The organism is Streptomyces cynarae (assembly GCF_025642135.1).
In the GTDB taxonomy this organism is placed as follows: Bacteria; Actinomycetota; Actinomycetes; order Streptomycetales; family Streptomycetaceae; genus Streptomyces; species Streptomyces cynarae.
Genome location: NZ_CP106793.1, coordinates 1,022,737 through 1,045,189, shown reverse-complemented (window position 1 = coordinate 1,045,189; position 22,453 = coordinate 1,022,737). Strand labels below are relative to the sequence as shown.

Sequence of the window (22,453 nt, the reverse complement as noted above, 5' to 3'; positions counted from 1 at the left end):
TGGTCTGGTATGTGCGGTCGATATGTCTCCACCCGTGGCCCCCAGGACCTCGTACGACTGTTCAGGGTCACCGACTGGGACCAGCGGGACGACCTGCCGCCGAGCTGGAACGTCGCTCCGACGGACGACGTGTGGGCGGTCCTCGAACGCGCCCCTCACGGCTCGGGAGCCGTCCGGCGGCAGTTGCGCCCGCTGCGGTGGGGCCTGGTGCCGTCCTGGGCGAAGGACCCGAAGATCGGCGCCAGGATGATCAACGCGCGGATGGAGACAGTGCACGAGAAGCCCGCCTTCCGCCTGGCCTTCGTCAGGCGGCGCTGTCTGCTGCCCGCCGACGGCTTCTACGAGTGGCAGCAGATCCCGGCCACCGGCAAGGGGAAGGCCCGCAAGCAGCCGTACTTCATCAGCCCGCAGGACGGTCAGGTCATGGCCCTGGCGGGGCTGTACGAGTTCTGGCGCGACCCTTCGGCGGCCGAGGACGACGATTCCGCCTGGTGGACGACCTGCACCATCCTCACCACGGAGGCCACCGACGCCGCGGGCCGCATCCACCCCCGGATGCCGCTGGCCGTCGACCCCGGCCACCAGGACGCCTGGCTCGACCCCGCGCACCAGGACCCGGCCCGGCTGCGCGCCCTGCTGAACCCTCCCGCGGACGGCCGTCTGGACGCCCACCCCGTCTCCACGGCCGTCAACGACGTCCGGAACAACGGCCCCCAGCTGCTGGAGCGAGCCGAGGCGTAGACTCCGACGACTCGACGCCCGTCGGCGCATTCGCTCGTATGCTGGTCCCCGAATCGCTCAAACGAACATTCAAGGGCGGGGAGGCCTCATGCGTGAGCCGGTCGATCTCAGGCGTCGGCGGATCCTGGCCGCGGTGCAGACGCGCGGTGCGGCGCGTGTGCGGGACCTCGCCGCCGAGCTCCAGGTGTCCGTGGTGACGATCCGCCGGGACGTGGAGGAGCTGACCCGAGAGGGGAAGCTTCGGCGCGGTCACGGGGTGGTCCGCTCGACGCTTCCCGCTCAGGAGGTGCCGGGCACCCCCGTCGCGGACGGGGACACGGTCGCCGTGGTGGTGCCCGAGCGGCATTCGTACCTCTACGAGACCCTGCACGGGGCCCGCACCGCGCTGGAGGAGGCCGGCCTGCGCATCGCCCTGCACATCGCGCCGCAGGTTCCCGGAGCGGAACGCCCGCAGGTGGAGCGGGCGCTGGCGGAGGGCGTACGCGGTGTTCTCCTCGCGCCGCGGTGGCGCACTCCGGCGGCCGAGGAGGCCGACCACGAGTGGCTCGCGGACCTGGGCGTACCGACGGTGCTGATGGAACGGCGGCCCCGCAAGGGCAGCGCCCTGCACGCGATGGACTCGGTGTGCTCCGACCACTGGTACGGCGCCCATCTCGCCGTGCAGCACCTGGTGGGTCTCGGGCACCGGCGGATCGTCTTCGCGACACGCGACGACAGCCCCACCGCGCGCAGCCTGCGGGCCGCCCTGGGCGAGGTCGCCGAGGCGCATCCGCTCGTCGAGGAGTGGGCCTGGGCGCTCAGTTCGCCCGCGGCCGGTGAGGGCGGGTCGACGGACCTGGCCGCTCTGCTGCGCAAACTCGGGGCCACCGCGGCCGTGCTGCACGGCGACGTCGACGCCCTGATGCTGGTTCAGCAGCTCGCCGAGAACGGTGTGCGGGTCCCCCAGGACTGCTCGGTCGTGGCGTACGACGACGTGGTGGCGGGGCTCGGCACACCGCGACTGACCGCCGTCTCGCCGCCCAAGGGCGAGGTGGGCCGCGTCGCCGCCGAACTGCTGCTGCGACGGCTCGAAGGCTCCGGCAACGGCGCGCTCCCATCGGTCCAGCGCATCGAGCTGCTGCCCACGCTGGTGGTCCGCGACTCCACCGGCGAGCCCCACGAGCGGGTATGAGCGTTTGACCGTTTCATTTTCTTCTGATCGATCTCTTGACCGTTTCTTATGCGGCCGTGAGGATTCCCGTGTCTCGAACAGGTCGTGTCCGTACGGACACCAGCAGCCGCGGGAGGCACCATGCCTGGTCGACAGAGCCGTCGATCCGTGCTCGCCGCGATGGCCGCGCTACCGCTGACAGGGGCCGTGAACGCCTGCAGCGGCTCGGCGGGTTCCCCGTCGCGCGGCACCGGCAGGACCACGCGCATCACCTTCTGGTCCGCCCTGCGCGGCAGCAAGGAGGTGGTGGACGCGTTCAATCGCACACATGACCGCATCCAGGTCGACTTCCAGCAGATCCCCTCCGGAGGACAGGGCGGCTACGCGAAACTCAGCAACGCCGCCCGGGCCGGCAACGCACCCGACGTCGCCACCATCGAGTACCCGCAGGTCCCCGGCTTCGCCATCGACGGCGTCGCCCGTGACATCACCGCGCTCGTCAGCGACACCCTGCGTGCCAGACTGCTCCCGCAGGCCCTCGGCCTGACCACCTTTCAAGGTCGCGTGTTCAGCGTCCCCCTCGACGTCGAGCCGATGGTCATGCACTACCGGGCGGACCTGTTCGAACAGTACGGACTCCAAGTACCGAGTACCTGGGACGAGTTCGCGGACCTGGCCCGCACCGTCAGGCGCAAGGCCCCGGAGCGGCGGCTGGTGCTGTTCCCCACCGACGGGGCCACGCAGTTCGCCGCGTACTCCTGGCAGGCGGGCGCCCACTGGTTCGACACCTCCCACGGCGCGTGGAACGTCTCCCTCGCCGACGCCCCCACCCGGCGCACCGCGGCGTACTGGCAGCGGCTGATCGACGACGACGTGGTGTTCATGAACGCCGTCGAAAGCCGGCAGTCCGACGCGCAGATCGGCAACGGGCTGGTCCTCACCCGGCTGAGCGGCGCCTGGGACGCAGGTGCCCAGATGAAGGCGCGGCCCGCGCAGAAGGGCCGGTGGCGGATCGCCCCGCTGCCCCAGTGGGACACGGGCCGGCCCTACGTCGGCACGCACGGCGGCTCCACCTTCGCCGTCACCAAGGACAGCAGGCACCCCGAGGCCGCCATGGAGTTCATCGAGTGGCAGGTGTCCCACCCGGACGCGCTGCGCGCCCGCCTCTCCAGCGGCACCAGCAGCCAGTACCCGGCGGCCTCCGCCCTGGTCGCCGTGGGGCGCGCCGCCTTCGACCGGTCGTACTACGGAGGCCAGGACATCTACCGGCTCTTCGAGCAGGAGGCCCACAAGATCCGCGACGGCTGGGTCTGGGGACCCCGGATGACCGCCACCGGGAGAGTGATGCAGGACTCCTTCGCCCGCGTCGGTGCCGGCAAGGGCACCCTCATCGACGCCGTGCGCGCGGCTCAGGACGGCACCATGCCCGACCTGAAGGCCCTGGGCCTCTCCACCACCCAGCACAGCACCTGAGCCGCCCGAAAGGCAGGTGATGCCCCATGACCGCGACCACCCCGCACGCGCGGACCACCACGCTCCACACCGCCGCCCCGGCCGCCGCCGGCCGCACCCGCAGGGCCGCCAGGCGCCGTCGACTCGCCGCCTGCGCGGCCCTGATGGCGCCCTTCTTCGTCCTGCTCGTCACCGTCTTCCTGATCCCCGTCGGCACCGCCCTCTACCTCAGCTTCTACAGCGACGACCACCCCGGTCTCGGCTTCGGCCCCGGCCGCACGGTCTTCGTCGGGCTGCGCAGCTACGCGGCCGTCCTCACCGACCCGACCTTCCTGTCCGGGCTCGGCACGGTCGCCCTGTACTGCCTGGTCTACATCCCGGTCATGGTCGTCGGCGCGCTCGCGCTCGCGCTGCTGCTGGACTCCGGTGTGGTACGCCTGCGCGCCTGGGCCCAGCTGGGGCTCTTCCTGCCGCACGCCGTTCCCGGCATCATCGCGGCCCTGATCTGGCTCTACCTCTACACGCCGGGCATCAGCCCCGTCATCGCCCTGTTCGCCAAGGCCGACATCACCATCGACTTCCTCGGCCTGCACACCGTGCTGCCCTCCATGGTGAACATCGCCCTGTGGAGCAACCTCGGCTACAACATGGTCGTCTTCTACGCCGCCCTGCAGGCCGTGCCCCGCGAGGTGATCGAGGCGTCCGTCGTCGACGGCGCCGGACCGGTGCGCACGGCTCTGCAGGTCAAGACGCCGCTGGTGCGCGCCTCCATCGTGATGGTCGCCATGTTCACCCTCATCTGGGGCCTGCAGCTGTTCACCGAGCCGATGCTCCTCAGCCAGTCCTCACCGATGATCAACTCTCGCTTCTCGCCGAGCATGTACATCTACGACGCGGCCTTCACCCGCAACAACTACAGCCTGGCGGCGGCCGCCTCGGTCGTCCTGCTGCTGTGCACCATCGCCCTGTCCTACGGCGTCACCCGCTTCACCAGCCGCTCCACGACCGCCGAGGAGGCCCGATGAGCGCCGCCGGCACCACCCTCCCACGCCACCGGCTGCTCGGCCGGGCCACCGTCAACACCATCGTGGCGCTGTCCGTGCTGTACACCCTGCTGCCGGTGCTGTGGCTGGTCCTCGCCGCGGGCAAGACCAGGGACGCGCTGTTCGGCAGCAATCTGCTGTCCCTGAAGGACTTCTCCTTCCTGACGAACCTGCACGACCTGTTCGCCATGGACGACGGCCAGTACGGCCGCTGGTACCTCAACAGCCTGCTCTACGCGGTCGTCGGCGCCGCGCTCGGGGCCCTGATCAGCGTGGCCTGCGGGTACGCCTTCGACAAGTACCGCTTCCGGCACAAGGAGAAGCTGTTCGGCCTGGTCCTCGCGGCGGTGATGGTCCCGCAGACCGTCCTCGCGCTGCCGCTGTACCTGATGGCCTCCGGCACCGGCCTGGTCAACACCTTCTGGGCGGTGTTCATCCCGGTCCTGTTCAACCCGTTCGGCGTCTACCTCGGCCGTATCTTCAGCCAGGGCTACGTGCCCGACGAGGTCCTGGAGGCCGCGCGTATGGACGGCGCCGGCGAGCTGACCACGTACGTCAGGGTGGCGCTGCGCATGCTCGGCCCCGGTCTGGTGACCGTGTTCCTCTTCCAGCTCACCGCCATCTGGAACAACTTCTTCCTGCCCATGGTGATGCTGTCCGACCAGGACCTGTATCCGGTCAGCCTGGGCCTGTACACCTGGAACAGCTCGGCCTCCGTGTCACCCGAGTACTACCCCGTGGTGATCATGGGCTCGCTGCTCGCCGTCCTCCCGCTGATCCTCGCCTTCGCCCTGCTGCAGCGCTTCTGGCGCAGCGGACTGACCGCCGGCGCCGTCAAATAGCCCTTCTCGCAGGAGTTCCCCGAACAGCCCCTCCCGTCAGGAGTTCTCCGACCGACATGACCGTCTCGACGCCGGGCCCCGGCTTTCGCCCCCGTGCCGCCCTCGCCATGTCCCCCGAGGCCGCCGCGGCCGTCCTCGACCCCGAGTCGCTGGACGCGCTCGCCGCGCTCTGCGATCTCACCCCGCCGCCCGCCCTGGACGACTTCACCACACCCCGGGCCCGGGCCGTCCTCGCCCACGTCGACCTGCTGGTCACCGGCTGGGGCTGCCCCCCGCTCGACGAGGACACGCTCGCGGCGGCGCCCCGGCTGCGGGCGGTCGTGCACACCGCGGGCAGCGTCCGCGGCCACATCACCGACGCCTGCTGGGAGCGCGGCATCGAGGTGTCCTCCGCCGCTTCCGCCAACGCCGTCCCGGTCGCCGAGTACACCCTCGCGATGATCCTGCTCACCGGCAAGCACGTCCTGGAACGCGCCCGCGCCTACCGCGCGACCCGTACCCGCGACGACTGGCTGCGCACCCCCCGCACCATCGGCAACCACCGCCGCACCGTCGGCATCCTGTCCGCATCGCTCACCGGCCGCCGCGTCATCGAACTGCTCCACCCCCACGACCTCCACCTCCTCCTGCACGACCCGTACGTCACCGACGCCGACGCCGCCGAACTCGGCGTGGAACGGGTCGAGTTGGAGGAGCTGTTCGCCCGCAGCGACACCGTCAGCGTGCACACGCCGCTGCTGCCCGCCACCCGGGGCCTGGTCAGCCGTGAACTGGTCGAGGCCATGCGCCCCGGCGCCGTCCTGATCAACACCGCCCGTGGCGCGGTCGTCGACCAGGACGCGCTCACGGAGGCCGCCGCGGCCGGCCGCATCCGGGCCGTCGTCGACGTCACCGACCCCGAAGTCCTGCCGCCCGGGCACCCGTTGTGGGACTGCGACAACGTTCTCCTCACCCCCCACCTGGCCGGCTCCCAGGGCAACGAGTGGCGCCGCCTCGCCGACCTCGCCCTCGCCGAGGCCGCGCGCTGGGCCTCCGGCGCAGGCTTCCTGCATCCCGTACGACGCGAAAGGCTGGCCTTCCAGGCATGAGCACCCCCGGCACCCCCTTCGAACTCCCCCCTGAGAACCACGAGTCGAGCCCGTACACCGGATACACGCGGGCCCACTGGGAGGCCGTCGCCGACGGGCTGCTCGCGTCCGCGTGGCGCTGGAGCACTCCGGGCTGCGCCCTGCTCGACCTGCCCGGGCGTCCCTCACGCTCGGGAGTGCGCTCCGACGGACTGGAGGGCTACGCCCGCACGTTCCTCGCCGCCGCCTTCCGGGTGGCGGGCGCCGCCGGGGACGACCCGCACGGCTGGCTGGAGCGGTACGCGCGCGGCCTCGCCGCCGCACCCGCACTCCCGGACGCGGCGACGCCGAGTCCTGGCCGCTGATCCTCGACCACGATGTGCAGGGCCAGCCGATGGTGGAGTCCGCGTCGGTCGCGCTCGGGCTGCGGCTGACCGCGCCCTGGCTGTGGAAGAACCTCGACGCGGACGTCCAGGACCGGGCGGAGGAATGGCTGCGCGGGTCGCTGCGCCACACGCCCGCGCCCAACAACTGGTACCTCTTCCCGTACACCGTCGCCGGGTTCCTGGAGTCGGTCGGCCGCGGCGACGCGGAGACGGCCGCGGTACGGCAGCGGGCGCTGGAGCTGCTGGAGGAGTGGTACCGGGGCGACGGCTGGTACGCGGACGGTGACGGCCGCGCCTTCGACCACTACAACGGCTGGGCCCTGCACCTGTACCCGGTGCTCGACGCCCACCTCGCCGGGGACGAGGAGTCGTCCGCGCGCTACGGGGCGCGGCTGCGGGAGCACCTGGAGGGCTTCTCGCTGATGTTCGGCGCCGACGGCGCGCCGCTGCACTTCGGCCGGTCGCTCGCGTACCGCTTCGCCGCGTCGGCCGCCGTCGGCCTGGGCGCCCTCACCGGCCACACCCCGCTGACCCCGGGCACCTCCCGGCGCCTGGCGAGCGGCAGCCTGCGCTACTTCCTGGACCACGGCGCACTGAACGAGGACGGGCTGCTGAGCCTCGGCTGGCACGGCCCGCACGAGGCGACCCTGCAGACCTACTCGGGTCCGGCGTCACCGTACTGGGCGTCCAAGGCGTTCGTGTCCCTGCTGGCACCCGTCGGTCACCCCCTGTGGACGGCCCGGGAGGAGCCCGCGCCGGCCGAGGAGGCCGACCGGGTGCTCGCCCTGCCGGCGCCGGGGCTGCTGGTGCAGGCCACCCGGGCCGACGGGATCGTACGGCTGCACAACCACGGCAGCGACCATGTGCGGCCGCACGAGGGCGAGTTCGCCGCCGAGGACGATCCGCACTACGGGCGCCAGGCGTACTCCACCCGCACCGGTCCCACGGCCATCGGGAACATCCCGGACAACCACCTGTCCGTCGAGGTCGAGGGGCGGGGAACCGTACGGCGGCGCGTCCACCCCTTGGGGGCGCACCACGGCGACGGCTGGGGCTGGGCCGCCTCCTGGCACCGGCCCGTGTTCGCCGCCGGGCCGCCGATGGCGCCCGGCCTGAGGGTGGAGAGCGTCACGGTGGTCCGCGGACGGTACGAGCTGCGCGTCCACCGTGTGATCGGCGCCCCGGACGGCGCCCGGGTCGCCCACACCGGCTGGGCCACCGGCCCGGAGGAGCCCCTCGTGTCGGCGCTGCACGGGCTGTACGGCTGGGACGAAGACCCGGAGCCGGTGCCCGCGCCCGGCGGCACCGCCTACGCCCGCTGGGCCCGGGTCCCCCGGCTCACCGGTCGGGCCGGCGGCACCACCGTGCACGTGTGCCTGGCGAGTCTCACCGCGGAACCCGACCCGGCGCCCCTGGCGGAGGCGGTCGCCGACGTCACGGTCGACGACGACGGTGTCGAGGTGACGTGGGCCCGCGACGGAGTGCGGTCCCGGGTCGGGTTCCGGCCGTTCGGCGTCTCGCTCCTCGAGTGAGTGACGGTGACGGCTCGTCAGCCGATGTGGTAGCTGTCGCCGTACACCTTCCAGTCCAGCGGCGGGTCGAGGTTCAGATTGCCCTTGCGCAGGAACACCCGCTGCTCGGTGTCGACCCGGCTGGTGTCGCTGTGGGCCGCCTCCTGCTTCATGGCCCACACCCGCGCGTCCAGGAAGGCGTTCAGGTAGGCGACCTCGCCGCCGCCCTGCGCCGGCGGCTTCGCCGTGCGCAGGGCCCGCTTGCGGATGTTGCGGAAGCTCGTCGGGTCGTCCCCGTCGCCGTGCATCACGATGGCGTCGTAGTACGTGAACTGCCCCAGGACGCCCAGCCCGTCCGCCTTGCCCTGCTGGACGGCCGGGTTGAAGTACACCCGGTCGCGTTCGTCGTTCTGCGCCTGCTGGAACGCCGTGTCCTGCGCGGCCTTGCGCCAGTCCTTGGGGAAGTTCGGGTCCAGTCCGTCGTGGGAGTCGCTGCCGTTCACCCGGCGCAGTGCCGGCAGGTACTTGGCGAGGACGTTGCCGGGCTTGCGGTCGGTGTAGAGCTGGACGAGCTCCAGCATGTCGCCGGTGCCGGAGCAGAATCCGATGATGCCGGCGGTGTAGCCGCGGCCGTCGCCGATGTCCTCGATGTACTTGTACTGGGCCTTCCAGTCGAGGGAGGAGTTCTCCGCGCTCGAGACCAGCTCCATGGCGATCTCCTTCTTCGCGGGGTCGTCGAGCCCGACGGCTCTCGCGGCCTCGGGGGCCGCCGCGGCGCGCGGGGCGTCGAGGAGCGGGACGGCCGCCAGCGAGGCGCCCAGGAAGGCGAGGACGGCGCGACGCGAGGTGCCGGCGGTGGCTGCCGGGGCATGGTTCAGATGCACCACAGGGACTCCAAGTGAAGGTGGGGGGTGGGAACTTGGGGCGCGCACTGTTAGGAAGGTTTCCTATCGGTTTCCTATCAGAGGTGGCGCGCGCCGTCACCCGTGCGGCGGGCAAGTTCCTGGTAAAGAGCGGGAGATGGGCGGACCGTCCCCTGGTGGGCCCTCCCCCTGGCGGGACGTCTCCTCAGGGCAGCGGCTGCTCGGCCCAGATGACCTTGCCCCGGGGCGTGTAGCGGGTGCCCCAGCGCTCGGTGAGCTGGGCGACGAGGAACAGGCCGCGCCCGCCCTCGTCGGTCATGGCCGCGTACCGCAGATGGGGTGAGGTGGTGCTGCCGTCGAAGACCTCGCAGATCAGGCTGCGGTCGTACAGCATGCGGACCAGCACGGGCGCGTTGCCGTACCGGATCGCGTTGGTGACCAGCTCGCTGAGGATGAGCTCCGTGGTGAACGTCAGCTCTTCCAGACCCCACCGCGCCAGTTGCCGGGTCACCGACGCGCGCACCTCGCCCACGGCCGCCGGGTCCGTCGGCACCGGCCACTCGGCCACCCGGTCGGCGGCCAGGGCCCGGGTGCGCGCGACGATCAGGGCGATGTCGTCGCTCGGCCGCTCCGGCAGCTCCGACTCCAGGACGGCCCGGCAGGTGTCCTCCGGGGACGGCCCGGCTCCGGCCAGCGCGGTGCGCAGCAGCTCCAGACCGTCGTCGATGTCCCGGTCCCGGTCCTCGACCAGTCCGTCGGTGTACAGCACCAACCGGCTGCCCTCCGCCAGCTCCAGGTCGGCCGTCTCGAACGGAAGCCCCCCGAGGCCGAGCGGGGGACCGGCCGGAACGTCGGGGAACTCCACGCTGCCGTCGGGCCGGACCACGGCCGGCGGCGGATGGCCGGCCCGGGCGACGGTGCAGCGCCGGGAGACCGGGTCGTAGACCGCGTACAGACAGGTCGCGCCCGTGACGGGGGCGCTGCCCGGATCGGCCGCCTCGTCCTGGTCGATGCGGCCGACCAGCTCGTCGAGCAGCCCGAGGAGTTCGTCGGGCGGCGGGTCGAGCGCGGAGAAGTTGTGCACCGCGGTACGCAGCCGCCCCATCGTGGCGGCGGCGTGCAGCCCGTGGCCCACGACATCGCCCACCACCAGCGCCACCCGGGCACCGGACAACGGCAGTACGTCGAACCAGTCACCGCCCACTCCGGCCTGCGCCGGAAGGTAGCGGTAGGCGATGTCCAGGGCCCCCTGCTCGGGTAGTGTCCGCGGCAGCAGACTGCGCTGCAGCGTCACCGCCATGCTGTGCTCGCGGGTGAAGCGGCGAGCGTTGTCGATGGAGACCGCGGCGCGGGCGACCAGCTCCTCGGCGAGGGCCAGGTCCTCCGCGTCGAAGGGCTCCGGCTTCTCGCAGCGCCAGAAGTTGACCAGGCCCAGGATCAGGGACCCCGCCCGCACCGGCACCGTGATCAGCGAGTGGATCCCGTACTCCACCACCTGGGCGGTCCGCTCCGCGTCCTGCGCCAGCCAGCCCGGAGCCTCGTCGAGACGGGGCTCGAGGACGGCCCGTGCGCCGCGCAGCCCCTCGGCCTGCGGAGAGGACTCCACCCACTGGATCCGCTCGCCCACCGAGTACAGGGGAGTGTCCTTGCGGACACCGCTGAACGCCGCGCGGCGCAGCTCGTTCCGCGTCTCCGGCTCCTCGCCGTCCAGCACCGCGTCGAACAGGTCCACACTGGCGAAGTCCGCGAACCGGGGGACGGCCAGTTCGGTCAGCTCCTCGGCGGTACGCGTCACATCCAGGCTCGTGCCGATGCCCACACCGGCGTCGTAGAGGAGGCTGAGGCGTTCCCGCGCCACCTCGGCCCGGCCGGACAGGGCGCGCAGCTCCGTCGAGTCGCGGAGCGTGGCCACACTTCCGGGCGGGCCGCCGTCCACGTCGGTGGGCCGCTGGTTGATGGCCAGCAGCCGGTCCCCGACCAGGTGCACCTCGTCGGTGGCGACCCGTCCGGACGCCAGGAGGGCGGCGGTCTCCGCGGGGAGGCCGAGCTCGGACACATGCCGCCGCTCGGCGTCCTTGGGCAGACCGAGCAAGCGGTGCGCCTCGTCGTTGGCGAGCAGCAGGTCGCCGTCTCCGCCGAGGATCAGCACCCCTTCCCGTACCGAGTGCAGCACCGCGTCGTGGTGCTCGTACATGCGGGTCATCTCCCGCGGCCCCAGGCCGTGGGTCTGGCGCAGCAGCCGCCTGCTGACGAGTGCGGTGCCCGCCGTGGCCAGGGCGAGGCCCACGGCCGCGGCGGCCAGTACGAGCGGCATCTGCCGGTTCGCCGCGCCGCCCACGTGTTCCGTCGTGACCCCGGCCGCCACCAGGCCCACGACCTTGCCGTCGGGACCCCTGACGGGCACCACCGCCTGCACCAGCCGCCCGATGGTCCCGTTGATCTCCTCGATCTCGGTGCCACCGGCCAGCGCCGGCTGGATGTTCCCGACGAACTTCTTGCCGATGCGGTCGGGTCTGGGGTGGGTGTAGCGGATCCCGTCGGTGTTCATGACGACGATGAAGTCGACCTTCGTGGCCTTGCGGGCGGCCTCGGCACGCGGCTGCAGCACGGCCGTGGGGTCGGGGCTGCCCAGCGCCTGGACCGTTCCCGGCGCGTTGGCGAACGCCTCGGCCACCGCGAGGGAGCGGTTGCGGGCCTCCTGTGTGGTGTCGTGGCGCACCTGTAGCAGCAGCGCCGTCACCGCCGCGACGACCAGCAGCAGCACGATGACGACCTGCAGGACGAAGACCTGCCCGGCGACGCTGCGCCCGCTCAGCGCCGCACGCAGTCCCGACCGGGACCGGCCCGCCGCCTCCTGCTCGCGGCGCGCGAGCGAACGGCGCGCCGCTCGCCCCGGTCCCTGCTCGGACGCCCCTGAAGCGCGGTCGTGCGCCGGTGCGCGCACACCGCCGACACGACGGGGCGAACGGGTACCGGGTCGACCCGGAAGCCGGACCATGTGCCGACTCTATCGGGCGGCAACTGTGTCCGGGAGGGCGTGTCCCTAAGGCAATGACGTCCTGAGCGGAGACATCACGGCAGCCGTCTCACACCAGGTCTGTGAGATGTGTGTGAGACGTCGGCCATTGTGCACTGTCGGTGCCGCCCCCAGGCGTGTGTCATGTTCCCGACCCCCGGGTGTCTGATTCCGTGCGGCCTGCTGCCGAGGTGAACGAGGAGATTCACGCGCTCATGCGGCGCGCCGGTGGGCACCCGAAGGCAGAGGATCGGTCCGACTACCAGCGGCCCTGACCTGGGTCAGGTCGGTGAAGTCGTTGGGCGAGAGGGCCTTGCGCTGGACGGCAGAAAAGCAGATCCCGACTTGGTTGAGCCGGGAGGCGTGCACGGGGGTGTGGACCATGACCGTGCAGGCCCGTCTCCGGGGCCATGCATGCGTTGGAGCGTCCATGCGCTGCGTGCAGCACCACCTGTGCACGCAGCCGCAGCCGGTGCTCGGTCTTCTGGCCGTGGGCCGTCTTCTTCAACCGCACGCGTTCGGCGGCACTCGGGGCTGTCGGACAGGGGGTGCGGACGGGCATGGCGGGCGAACCGATCGGCCGAAGTGGATCACTGGTACCCCGCAGCCTGCGCCGCCCGTCACCGCCCCAGCCCCCGCGATGGCCGGTGCAAGAGGCCACTTGGACAGGGAAAACGCAACTTCGACATGGCCCGCAGAGGCAGCTACCTTCATCTGGTCTTCGGCGACCGCCCACGGTCGCACAGGAGTTCCTTCAGGCTGAGCCACCCGCGACGGGATGAGTCGGTCACGCCCCACGAAGCCTCGCCCCCATGCGAAAGCCACCGAACCGGGTCCACACCAGGCACCCCCAACCAGGGAGAGACGCATGCCCCATCTTGCGCTGTACACATTCGGCGTCCTGAAGTCACCTCTTGCCGATCCCGGACCTCTCACGCGCGAGTTCTACGACCTTGGTGAGGCCGTCTACCGGAAGATCAGTCAGCACCCCGGATATCTCGCTCGTGCTGAAGCGGCAGACGGTGACCGGGGCGTGCTCTTCGAGGCGGACTGGGGTGCATGGGGAGAGTTCGCCGTACCGAATTGGTACGGCAAGGGCCGTACGGTGGAAACCACCGCCCTGGCCGCGACCCTCTCACTCTGGACCGACCTGCGCCCCGCCTTCGACGCCGTCTACACCGGTCTGCACCGTGAGGCGCTGAACAGGCGTTACGACTGGTTCGAGAGGACAGGGCACCCGAATTACGTGATCTGGTGGGCCTCCGACGGCGTGATACCCACCTGGCAGGACGGGGTTTCCAGGCTGGAACACCTCCACGACCACGGCGCCGTGCCGCACGCCTTCACCTTCCACCACTCGTTCGCCCCGGAGGGAACTTGGACCAGGATCAAAGGCGTCGGGCCGAAGAGCGACCAGGTGCGCTGACAAGGAAGCCTGAACGACTGGGTTCGCTGTCAAACGGGTGTGTCGACACCGCGTGCCTCGTTGCAGCCCTGGTGGGTCTCCGGCGTTCAACCCGCCGCCGCCCGCGCACCTCACGCATCACGGACGACAGCCAACGCCCCCCGGTATCGGCAAGTGCCCCGAAGATTTCCCTGACGAGCCGAAGTCAGGATCGCTGTGACCTGGTCATCGCGTGGCCTCGGCCACGGCCTTGTCGGGGAGGAGGGCGAGGAGCTGTTTCGTGTGGCCGGGCAGTTCTGCCTCCGCCAGTCCGGTGACGATGTCGCGCAGGGACATGGGCTGATCGACTAGGAGGGTGCCGTTGGACAGCAGCCGTACGGGCGCAAGGGTATTGAGCTCGGCGTCGCTGAGCGCCGCACCTCCGGCGAGTGCGCACAGGGCGGCTGCCTGGCCGCTGATGCGGTCCCGGAGCCCGGAGTTGCCGCCGGCGTGCGCGATGGTTTGCTCGATGGTCCAGGCGTCGAGGGCGATCCGGTTGTCGTACGTCGTGTGGGCCCCCGCTGTGATACCTGCGACGGCGGCGATGGTGGCGGCGCTGACGAGAGAGACGTGCGCAAGTATCTGGTCGGCGTTCCACTCGCCGTCTGCCAGGGCGGGGTTGGGGTCGTCGGCGTTGGCCACGGTGGCGGCGGCGTCGAGCAGTGCGCGGTAGGCGTCCTGGAGTGGGGCGGTGGCCGGCATGTGCTGCACCTCTCTGCGCGGGCGTATGCGGAATGGACAGGGGGCGGAGAGGTGCGGCTCAGGTGTGGGCGCGGGACATCTCCCAGGGCGCCTGCGGCAGGACCTCGCCGGTCTCCAGCAGCGACTTGAGGTTCGCCAGCACAGCCGGCCAGCCGGCCGAGATGCCGCCCAGCATCTCCTGGTTGGGGAGGTTCTCGTGGGTCACGGTGAGGCGAACGATGTCATGATGCGGTTCGACGAGGAAGGTGACGACCGACGGCTCTCTCGGCGATTCGGCATCGGGGGCGTCATCAAAGGTGATGACCAGCCGGGTCGGGGGCTCGGCCTGCAGGACACGGCCCACCACGTCGATCTTGCCTGACCCGTCGGCTCGCCGGTGTTCCCAGGCCGAACCCGGCTGCCAGTCGGAGACGTTGGCGTGTCCCCAGTAGCGCGCCGTCAGGTCGGCGTCGGTCAGGGCTTGCCACACCTGCTCCGCACTGGCGCGGATGTAGGTGACGTAGACGTAGTCCGGCACCGGTGTGGGTGCGTTGCTCATGGCGTACTCCTCTGCCTGGTGCTTGATGGCGCTGATCGCTTGCAGGCGGGGTCTGTCGAAGCCGGAGATCCAGCGCTCCTCGATCTCGTGGATCGGGGTGGGGTTCAGGTAGTGCAGCCGCTCCCGGCCGCGTCGTACCACGGTGACCAGGTTGGCCCCCACGAGTATGTCCAGGTGCTGCGTCGCCGACTGGCGTGCCATGTCGAGGCGCTCGCACAGTTCGCGCAGCGTCTGCCCGTTGTGCTCGCGTAGCCGGTCGAGCAGGAGCCGCCGGGTGGGATCGGCCAGCGCCTTGAAAACCGAGTCCATCGCTGTTGCTTCGAGGCTCACCCTCGACATTATGCAGGTATTCACCTGCCTATTGTCAAGGGCGGGGCCGGCCGTGACCTGCCCGCCGCCGAGTGGTGGCCCCGGTAACCGCCTTTCGGGTGAATCTGCCGCCTGTCTGCGGGGGCGGCCGACGGCCGTGGCAGACGATCGCAGACGGCCGGGCACACCTGTCCGTACCGTCGTCCGCCGGGAGTACGCCGTGCACATCCTGCTCGTGGCCAGCGCGTTCAACAGCCTCACCCAGCGCGTCCATGCCGAACTGCGCGACCGCGGCCACACCGTCGCGGTGGAACTCGCCCTGCCCGACGGTTCGCTGAGCGAGGCGGTCCGGCGGCACGCCCCCCAACTCGTCCTGGCGCCCTTGCTGAAGACGGTGGTCCCCCGCGAGGTGTGGGCGGCGTACCCGTGCTTCATCGTCCACCCGGGTCCCGTCGGCGACCGGGGGCCGTCCTCCCTCGACTGGGCCGTCCAGGAGGGCGCCGAGCGCTGGGGTGTGACGGTCCTCCAGGCGGAGGAGGAGATGGACGCCGGTGACGTGTGGGCGTCCGTCGCCTGCCCCCTCCCGCCGCTGTCCAAGAGCGACCTGTACCGAGGCGAGATCGCCGACGCGGCCCTCGCCGCCGTCCTGCTCGCCGTCGAGCGCTTCGCCTCCGGGACCCACACGCCCGTGCGGCAGGAGACGTCGCGGCCCCGTCCGTATCTCGACCAGAGCGTGCGGCGCATCGACTGGGACACCGACACGACCGACACCGTCCTGCGCAAGCTGCGCGCCGCCGACTCGCAACCCGGCGTGCTGGACGTGCTGCTCGGCGAGGAGTGGTACCTGCACGGCGGCCACCCCGACAACGGCCTGCGCGGTGCCCCCGGGGAGCTGCTCGCCACCCGGGCCGGGGCGATCTGCCGGGCGACACGCGACGGCGCCGTGTGGATCCCCGAGCTGAGACGGCGGCGCCGCCCCGGGCAGCCGCGCTCGGTCAAGCTCCCCGCCGTGCAGGCCCTCGGCGACCGGCTGCCCGCGCTGCCCGAGCTGCCCGTCCCGCCGGGCGCGCGGTGGCCCACCTGGACGGACATCCGCTACCGGGAGGAGGGCGGCGTCGGCTTCCTCTCGTTCTCCTTCCCGGGCGGCGCGATGAGCACCACACAGTGCCGGCGCCTCCTGGACGCCTACCGCCAGGCCTGCGCGCGCCCCACCTCGGTGCTGGTGCTCGGCGGGCAGCGGGACTTCTTCTCCAACGGGATCCACCTGGGCGTCATCGAGGCGGCCGAGGACCCGGCGGCCGAGTCCTGGGCGAACATCAACGCCATCGACGACCTGGTCGAGGCGGTCCTGACGACCACGGACCGGCTGGTGGTAGCCGCACTCGCGGGCAACGCGGCGGCGGGCGGCGCGATGCTGGCCCTGGCCGCCGACGAGGTGTGGTGCCGCTCCGGCTGCGTACTGAACCCGCACTACCGGCTGATGGGCCTCACCGGCTCGGAGTACTGGACGTACACGTTGCCCCGCAGAGTGGGCGCCGCCGCGGCCGACCGCATCGTGCGCGAGGCGCTGCCGATGAGCGCCGCCGGCGCCCTCGGCCTCGGGCTCGTCGACCGGGTGGTCGAGTGCGCGCCACAGGACTTCGCCGCGGAGGCCGGCCGGCTGGCGGCACGGCTGGCGTCGCTGCCGGGGACACGGGCACGGATCGCGGCGAAGAAGGAGGCACTGGAGCGCCAGGAGAGCACCGAGCCCTTGTCCGACTTCAGGGAACGGGAGCTGGCCGCGATGCACCGTGTCTTCCACGACCCGGACGCCCCCTACCACGCACTGAGACGCGCCTTCGTCCGCAAGGAGAAGCCGTCGTGCACGCCCCCGCACCTGGCCCAGGCCACCGGCCCCCGCACCACGGCGGAACCCGTCCGGTCCGCCGACGAGCGCACTCCGTAGCCGGCACCACCGGAAGGACCGCCATGAGCGTGACCGCGTTCGCCCCGCAGATGGAGGCCCGCTTCGCCCTCGCCCGGAAGGTGGCGGACGCCGTCCTCTTCGAGGGCTGCCCGCTCCACCCCTATCGGACCTCCGCCCCTGGCGCCCGGCTGCGCAGGCAGTGCGGGGTGCTCGTACCGCCCGCCTGGGGCGCGGGCAGCGAGGAGTACGACTTCCAGCACACCGAATGCCTGATGGAGCCGGGACCCGGCGCCACCCTCGCGGTGGAGTTGCGCTTCCTGCGCGCCCGGCGGCGCATGGTGCAACGGAGCTGCTCCGACGGTGATTTCGAGACGGTGGCCGAACTCCGGCTGGACGAAAGGCTCCTGGTGTCCTGCGACGAGGGCACCGAGGAGCGCGTCGAGGCGGTCGTCACCGTGGACGAGCTCACCGACGGTGACGGGGTCATCGTCGCCTTCGGCCGCCGGGCGGGGGAGGAGTGCGAGCAGATCCTCGACGAGGACGGCCGGGTCGTCGGCCGAACGGTCCGCCAGGGCGAGGAGATCCGCGGTCTGCTGCGGCTGTCCGCACACCGGGTCGAGGGGCCCTGCCCGCTCCTGCGACTCACCGCCGTGGTCGAGAACACCAGCGTCTGGGCGCCCGAGGCCGGGGAGAGTGCCGACCGGGGCGCGGCACTGCCGCACTCCCTGATCTCCACTCATCTGCTGATGGGGCTGAGCGCCGGCTCCTTCCTGTCGATGAGCGATCCCCCCGAGTGGGCCCGGGCCGCGATCGCGTCCTGCCGCAATCTGCACACCTGGCCCGTCCTCTCCGGCGAACCGGGCCGCGCCGACGTGATGCTGTCCTCACCGGTCGTCCTGGAGGACCACCCGAGGACCGATCCGCAGGGCGTGCCGCCTGCGGACACGCCGTGGCGGGACCCGGTGGGCGAGCCCGGCGGCGAACCGGAGGGCGGGCGGATCGTGGTGAACGGGCGGCCGGTGGGTCCCGGGAGCCGGGTGCGGCTCAACCCGGGGCTGCGGCGTACCGACGCCCAGGACGTGTTCCTGCGCGGCCGCCCCGCGACCGTCGAGGCCGTGCGGCACGACGTGGACGGCTCGGTCCACCTGGCGGTGACCGTGGACGACGACCCGGGCGCCGACGTCCGCCGCGAGCGGGGAACCTTCCACTACTTCCGCCTCGACGAGGTCACCCCGCTGGAGGGCCACGTATGAGCGGCACCGTCCTCGTCGCCGGCATCGGGAACGTCTTCCTCGGGGACGACGGCTTCGGCGTGGAGACCGTCCAAGCGCTCACCCGGCGCCGACTGCCCGCACACGTCGAGGTGGTGGACATCGGGGTGCGCGGAGTGCACCTCGCCTACCAGCTCCTCGACGGCTACGACACCCTGATCCTCGTGGACGCCACCGCGCGCGGCGAGGCCCCCGGCACCCTGTACGTCATCGAGCACGACGACACCGGCGCCGACGATGTCGAAGCGGCCACGATCGACGGCCACCGGATGACCCCCGACGCCGTACTCGCCCTGCTGAGCACCCTGTGCGCCGGAACCGGAGCCGAACCGCCGCGCCGCACGCTGGTGGTCGGCTGCGAACCGGCCGCCGTGGAGGAGCGCGTCGGGCTCAGCCCGCCCGTGTCCGCCGCGGTCCCCGAGGCCGTCCGGCTGATCGAGGAGATGCTGTGCGGCGAACGGCGTACGCCGCCGGGCGGCGACGGCGCGCCGGTCCACGGGCCCGGGGTGCCTCACCTCTAATGGTTCCCGGCGGGCCGCGCACGCGGTCCCCGTCCCCACGGGGCGGGGACCCGGCCTTCGCCGGGACGGAGACCCATGCACGAGATGTCCATCGCGCTGGCGGTGATCGGCCAGGTGGAAGAGGCGGCCGAGCGGGCCGGTGACGTCACGGCGGTGCGTTCGGTACGGCTCCAGGTGGGTGAACTCGCCGGTGTCGTACCCGACGCCCTGTCCTTCTGCTTCGAACTGGCCTGCGCCGGGACCCTGCTGGAGGGCGCCGAACTCGTCACCGACGAGGTCCCGGGGCGGGCCCGCTGCCAGCCGTGCGCGAACGAATGGGCCGTAGGCATGCCGCCCCTGCTGAGCTGCCCGCGGTGCGACGGCGCCGCCATCGACCTGCTGTCGGGCCGCGAACTGCAGATCGTCAGCGTGCACTGGGAGGACGCCCGGACGCACGCACCCACCCGCGAAACCGTCCCCGAGGAGCGCTGAACCATGTGCCGAGTGGTCGACCTGCAGCAGGCCGTACTCGCCAAGAACGACCAGGCCGCGCACACCCTGCGCGCGGAGCTCGCGGCCCGCGGCACCACCGTCGTCAACCTGCTGTCCAGCCCGGGCAGCGGCAAGACCGCCCTCCTCGAACGCGAACTCGTGCTGGCACGGGAGCGGTCCGTGCCGGTCGCGGCGCTCACCGCCGACCTCGCCACCGAGAACGACGCCACACGGCTGGCGCGTTCGGGCGTGCCGGTCAAGCAGGTCCTCACCGACGGACTGTGCCACCTGGAGGCCGACATGCTCGCCCGCCACCTCCAGGGATGGCTGCCGGAGGGGACCCGGCTGCTGTTCGTGGAGAACGTCGGCAACCTCGTCTGCCCGGCATCCTACGACCTGGGGGAGACGCTGCGCGTCGTCCTCGCCTCCGTGACGGAGGGCGAGGACAAGCCGCTGAAGTACCCCACCGCCTTCGGCCTCGCCCACCTGGTGGTGGTCACCAAGACCGACATCGCCGAGGCCGTCGCCTTCGACCTGGCGGCGTTCCGTGCGAACGTCGAGCAGGTCAACCCCGGTGTGGAGGTGCTGCTCACCTCCGCCCGCCGGGATCTGGGGCCCGGCGTCCTGCTCGACCGGGCGCTGGCCGCCGCGGACGGCGTCCCCCTGCACACCCCCGTCATGGCCCGGCCGGCCCACGGCCACACCCATGACCACGCGGACCGCGCCGGCGCCCTGGCGCAGTCCCGCTCGTGAGCGCTCCGCCCCCGACGGCCGTCGCCGTCCAGGCGCCGCTGCGCCGCAGGGTCACCGTACGGGGCGTGGTGCAGGGCGTGGGCTTCCGGCCGTACGTCCACGCCCTCGCCACCTCCCTCGGCCTGGCGGGACATGTCACGAACACCCCCGAGGGCGTCGTCGCGGAGGTCGAGGGGGCGCCCGCCGCCGTCGACCGGTTCTGCGACCGCATCGCCGAGGACGCCCCACCGCTGGCCCGCGTCGAGCGCGTCGACCACCAGGACGTGCCCCTCGCGGGCGACACCGCGTTCACCATCCTCGCCTCCCGCACGGACGGCCCCGCGGGCACCCTGATCCCACCCGACACCGCCACCTGCGCCGCGTGCCTGCGGGAGCTCGCGGACCCCGCCGACCGGCGCCACCGCCACCCCTTCATCACCTGCACGCACTGCGGCCCCCGGTTCACGATCGTCACCGGCCTGCCCTACGACCGGGCGGCGACCACCATGGCCGGCTTCCCTATGTGCACCGACTGCGCCCGTGAGTACGCCGATCCCGCCGACCGCCGCTTCCACGCGCAGCCGGTCGCCTGCTCCGCCTGCGGGCCACGACTGCGGCTGCTCGTCCGCCCCCGGGACGGCGACGGCCCGCCGCGACCGGTCACGGACACCGACCCGGTCATCGGGGCGCGCCGGCTGCTGGCGTCCGGCGCGATCCTCGCCGTCAAGGGCCTGGGCGGCTACCACCTGGCCTGCGACGCCACCGACCCCGACGCCGTCGCCCGGCTGCGCAGCCGCAAGGCCCGCGGGGACAAGCCGTTCGCCCTGATGGCTCGGGACACGGACGACATCGCGCACCTGGTGCGGCTCACCGACGAGGAGCGGAGCCTGCTCACCGGCACCGTCCGCCCCATCGTGCTGCTGCGCCGCATGACGCCCGCGCGTGGAGTCCGCCGACCCGCCGACGCCGTCGCACCCGGCAGCCCCGACCTCGGCGTCATGCTGCCCTACACCCCCGTGCACCATCTGCTGCTCGGCCTGCCCGGCGACGCCGAGGGCCCGCGACTGCTCGTCATGACGAGCGGCAACGTCTCCGGCGAGCCGATCGTCACCGACGACGACGAGGCGCTCGAACGGCTGGCGCATCTGGCCGACGCCTGGCTCACCCACGACCGGCCCATCCATGTGCCGTGCGACGACTCGGTGGTGCGCGTGTGCGACGGCAGGCCGCTGATCGTGCGCCGCGCCCGGGGTTACGCCCCCCTGCCGCTGACCCTTCCCGTTCCCGTGCGTCCGGCCCTCGCCGTCGGCGGCGACCTGAAGAACGTCTGCTGCCTCGGCGAGGACCGCCGGGCCTGGCTGTCCGCCCACATCGGCGACATGGACGACCTCGCCACCCAGCACGCCTTCGAACGTGCCGTCGCCCAACTGGAGTCGATCACCCCCGTCCGGCCCCGGCTCCTTGCCGCCGACCGGCATCCCGCCTACCGATCCGCCCGGTGGGCCGCCCGCAACGCGGTGGGCCGCCCCGTCGTCCGCGTCCAGCACCACCACGCCCACGTCGCCGCCGCGATGGCCGAACACGGACTCGACGGCAGCAGGCCGGTGCTCGGCGTGGCCTTCGACGGCACCGGCTACGGCGACGACGGGGCCGTGTGGGGCGGGGAGTTCCTGCTCGCGGACTACGACGGATTCACCCGACTCGGCCATCTCGCCTATGTGTCGCTGCCCGGCGGCGACGCCGCGGTGCACCGGCCGTACCGTATGGCGCTCGCGCATCTGCGCGCCGCCGGCCTCGAGTGGTCCGCGGAGCTGCCCTGCGTGGCCGCCTGCCCGCCCGAGGAACGCCGGGTGCTGGCACGGCAGTTGCAGCGGAACCTGAACTGCGTTCCCACGTCCAGCATGGGCCGGCTGTTCGACGCGGTGTCGTCCCTTGCCGGCGTCTGCCACCGGGCGGGATACGAGGCCCAGGCCGCGGTCGAGCTGGAGGCCGCCGCGCTTCGGGCACCGGCGGGGGACACCTCCGCGTACGCGTTCGCGCTACGGGAGCCGGAGACGGACGGCGGCGCGGAGAGAAGCGGCGGCGCGGAGAGAACCGGCGGCCCTGAGGGCATCGGCCCGTTGCGGGCCGATCCGGCGCCCGTCCTCGCCGCGATCGTCGACGACCTGCGCGCGGGCATGGGACCGGACCTGATCGCGGCCCGTTTCCATCGGGCCGTCGCTCATCTGGTGCACCGCGTGTGCGCGCTCGGGCGGGAGCGGCACCAAGTGGACATGGTCGCCCTGACCGGCGGCGTGTTCCTCAACTCACCGCTCTCCTCGGCCTGCGCGAGGGCGCTGGGCGCGGACGGCTTCACGGTGCTGCGCCACCACCTTGTCCCGCCGGGCGACGGCGGCCTGGCCCTCGGCCAGCTCGTCGTCGCGGCACGTGCCGGGGCGGCCCCCGACTGACCGACCGTCCCGGCAGCGCCGGGCGACGCACCACCCAC

17 protein-coding genes and 1 pseudogene are annotated in these 22,453 nt (G+C 72.3%); 14 read left to right on the top strand and 4 right to left on the bottom strand.

Annotation, left to right across the window (positions count from 1 at the left end; all coding sequences use genetic code 11):
* Positions 1-9 precede the first annotated feature (9 nt).
* The 7 genes and pseudogenes from N8I84_RS05045 (at position 10) to N8I84_RS05015 (ending at position 8,213) form a co-directional block, all read left to right on the top strand.
* Positions 10-741 carry an SOS response-associated peptidase gene (locus N8I84_RS05045; protein WP_263228393.1) on the top strand — a complete coding sequence of 244 codons (732 nt, stop codon included), beginning with the start codon at positions 10-12 and terminating at the stop codon, positions 739-741.
* A gap of 88 nt (positions 742-829) precedes the next feature.
* Positions 830-1,912, top strand: coding sequence for a substrate-binding domain-containing protein (locus tag N8I84_RS05040; RefSeq protein WP_263228392.1), 1,083 nt, complete (start codon positions 830-832; stop codon positions 1,910-1,912).
* 120 nt (positions 1,913-2,032) lie between these two features.
* Positions 2,033-3,364, top strand: coding sequence for an ABC transporter substrate-binding protein (locus N8I84_RS05035; protein WP_263228391.1), 1,332 nt, complete (start codon positions 2,033-2,035; stop codon positions 3,362-3,364).
* A gap of 26 nt (positions 3,365-3,390) precedes the next feature.
* On the top strand, positions 3,391-4,368 hold the full coding sequence (locus N8I84_RS05030; protein ID WP_263228390.1) for a carbohydrate ABC transporter permease: 978 nt from the start codon (positions 3,391-3,393) through the stop codon (positions 4,366-4,368).
* Complete coding sequence (locus N8I84_RS05025) at positions 4,365-5,228, top strand: carbohydrate ABC transporter permease (protein ID WP_263228389.1); 864 nt, start codon at positions 4,365-4,367, stop codon at positions 5,226-5,228. Before N8I84_RS05030 ends, N8I84_RS05025 begins: the two co-directional genes overlap by 4 nt.
* Positions 5,229-5,284: 56 nt before the next feature.
* On the top strand, positions 5,285-6,316 hold the full coding sequence (locus tag N8I84_RS05020) for a hydroxyacid dehydrogenase (RefSeq protein WP_263228388.1): 1,032 nt from the start codon (positions 5,285-5,287) through the stop codon (positions 6,314-6,316).
* Positions 6,313-8,213 (top strand): annotated as a pseudogene (locus tag N8I84_RS05015) (DUF2264 domain-containing protein). The gene N8I84_RS05020 and the pseudogene N8I84_RS05015 overlap by 4 nt, the downstream one beginning before the upstream one ends.
* A gap of 17 nt (positions 8,214-8,230) precedes the next feature.
* Here the strand turns inward: N8I84_RS05015 and N8I84_RS05010 are convergent.
* Together N8I84_RS05010 and N8I84_RS05005 are read right to left on the bottom strand one after the other, a co-directional pair.
* Entirely contained in the window at positions 8,231-9,079 is an 849-nt protein-coding gene (locus N8I84_RS05010; RefSeq protein WP_390898852.1) for a chitosanase, read from the bottom strand.
* A 181-nt stretch (positions 9,080-9,260) separates the two neighbouring features.
* Positions 9,261-12,053, bottom strand: coding sequence for a SpoIIE family protein phosphatase/ATP-binding protein (locus N8I84_RS05005; protein ID WP_263228386.1), 2,793 nt, complete (start codon positions 12,051-12,053; stop codon positions 9,261-9,263).
* Positions 12,054-12,939: 886 nt separating this feature from the next.
* Between N8I84_RS05005 and N8I84_RS05000 the strand changes: the two genes are divergently transcribed.
* Complete coding sequence (locus N8I84_RS05000; RefSeq protein ID WP_263228385.1) at positions 12,940-13,497, top strand: DUF3291 domain-containing protein; 558 nt, start codon at positions 12,940-12,942, stop codon at positions 13,495-13,497.
* 204 nt (positions 13,498-13,701) lie between these two features.
* Here N8I84_RS05000 and N8I84_RS04995 read toward each other — a convergent pair whose 3' ends face one another.
* Positions 13,702-14,217 carry a hypothetical protein gene (locus tag N8I84_RS04995; protein ID WP_263228383.1) on the bottom strand — a complete coding sequence of 172 codons (516 nt, stop codon included), beginning with the start codon at positions 14,215-14,217 and terminating at the stop codon, positions 13,702-13,704.
* Positions 14,218-14,275: 58 nt separating this feature from the next.
* Positions 14,276-15,064: an ArsR/SmtB family transcription factor gene (locus tag N8I84_RS04990; RefSeq protein WP_263234664.1), complete on the bottom strand. Its 789-nt coding sequence runs from the start codon at positions 15,062-15,064 to the stop codon at positions 14,276-14,278.
* Between the two features lie 220 nt (positions 15,065-15,284).
* On the opposite strand from N8I84_RS04990, the gene N8I84_RS04985 reads away from it, so the two are divergent.
* The 6 genes from N8I84_RS04985 (at position 15,285) to hypF (ending at position 22,415) form a co-directional block, all read left to right on the top strand.
* On the top strand, positions 15,285-17,009 hold the full coding sequence (locus tag N8I84_RS04985; RefSeq protein WP_263228382.1) for an enoyl-CoA hydratase-related protein: 1,725 nt from the start codon (positions 15,285-15,287) through the stop codon (positions 17,007-17,009).
* Positions 17,010-17,032: 23 nt separating this feature from the next.
* The gene (locus tag N8I84_RS04980; protein WP_263228380.1) at positions 17,033-18,223 is read left to right on the top strand and encodes a hypothetical protein; all 1,191 of its coding nucleotides are present in this window, start codon (positions 17,033-17,035) and stop codon (positions 18,221-18,223) included.
* The gene (locus tag N8I84_RS04975) at positions 18,220-18,762 is read left to right on the top strand and encodes a hydrogenase maturation protease (protein ID WP_263228379.1); all 543 of its coding nucleotides are present in this window, start codon (positions 18,220-18,222) and stop codon (positions 18,760-18,762) included. Before N8I84_RS04980 ends, N8I84_RS04975 begins: the two co-directional genes overlap by 4 nt.
* Before the next feature lie 75 nt (positions 18,763-18,837).
* The gene (gene hypA, locus N8I84_RS04970) at positions 18,838-19,233 is read left to right on the top strand and encodes a hydrogenase maturation nickel metallochaperone HypA (RefSeq protein ID WP_263228378.1); all 396 of its coding nucleotides are present in this window, start codon (positions 18,838-18,840) and stop codon (positions 19,231-19,233) included.
* 3 nt (positions 19,234-19,236) lie between these two features.
* Complete coding sequence (gene hypB / locus N8I84_RS04965) at positions 19,237-19,986, top strand: hydrogenase nickel incorporation protein HypB (protein WP_263228377.1); 750 nt, start codon at positions 19,237-19,239, stop codon at positions 19,984-19,986.
* Positions 19,983-22,415: a carbamoyltransferase HypF gene (gene hypF, locus N8I84_RS04960; protein WP_263228376.1), complete on the top strand. Its 2,433-nt coding sequence runs from the start codon at positions 19,983-19,985 to the stop codon at positions 22,413-22,415. The genes hypB and hypF overlap by 4 nt, the downstream gene beginning before the upstream one ends.
* The last annotated feature ends 38 nt before the right edge of the window (positions 22,416-22,453 follow it).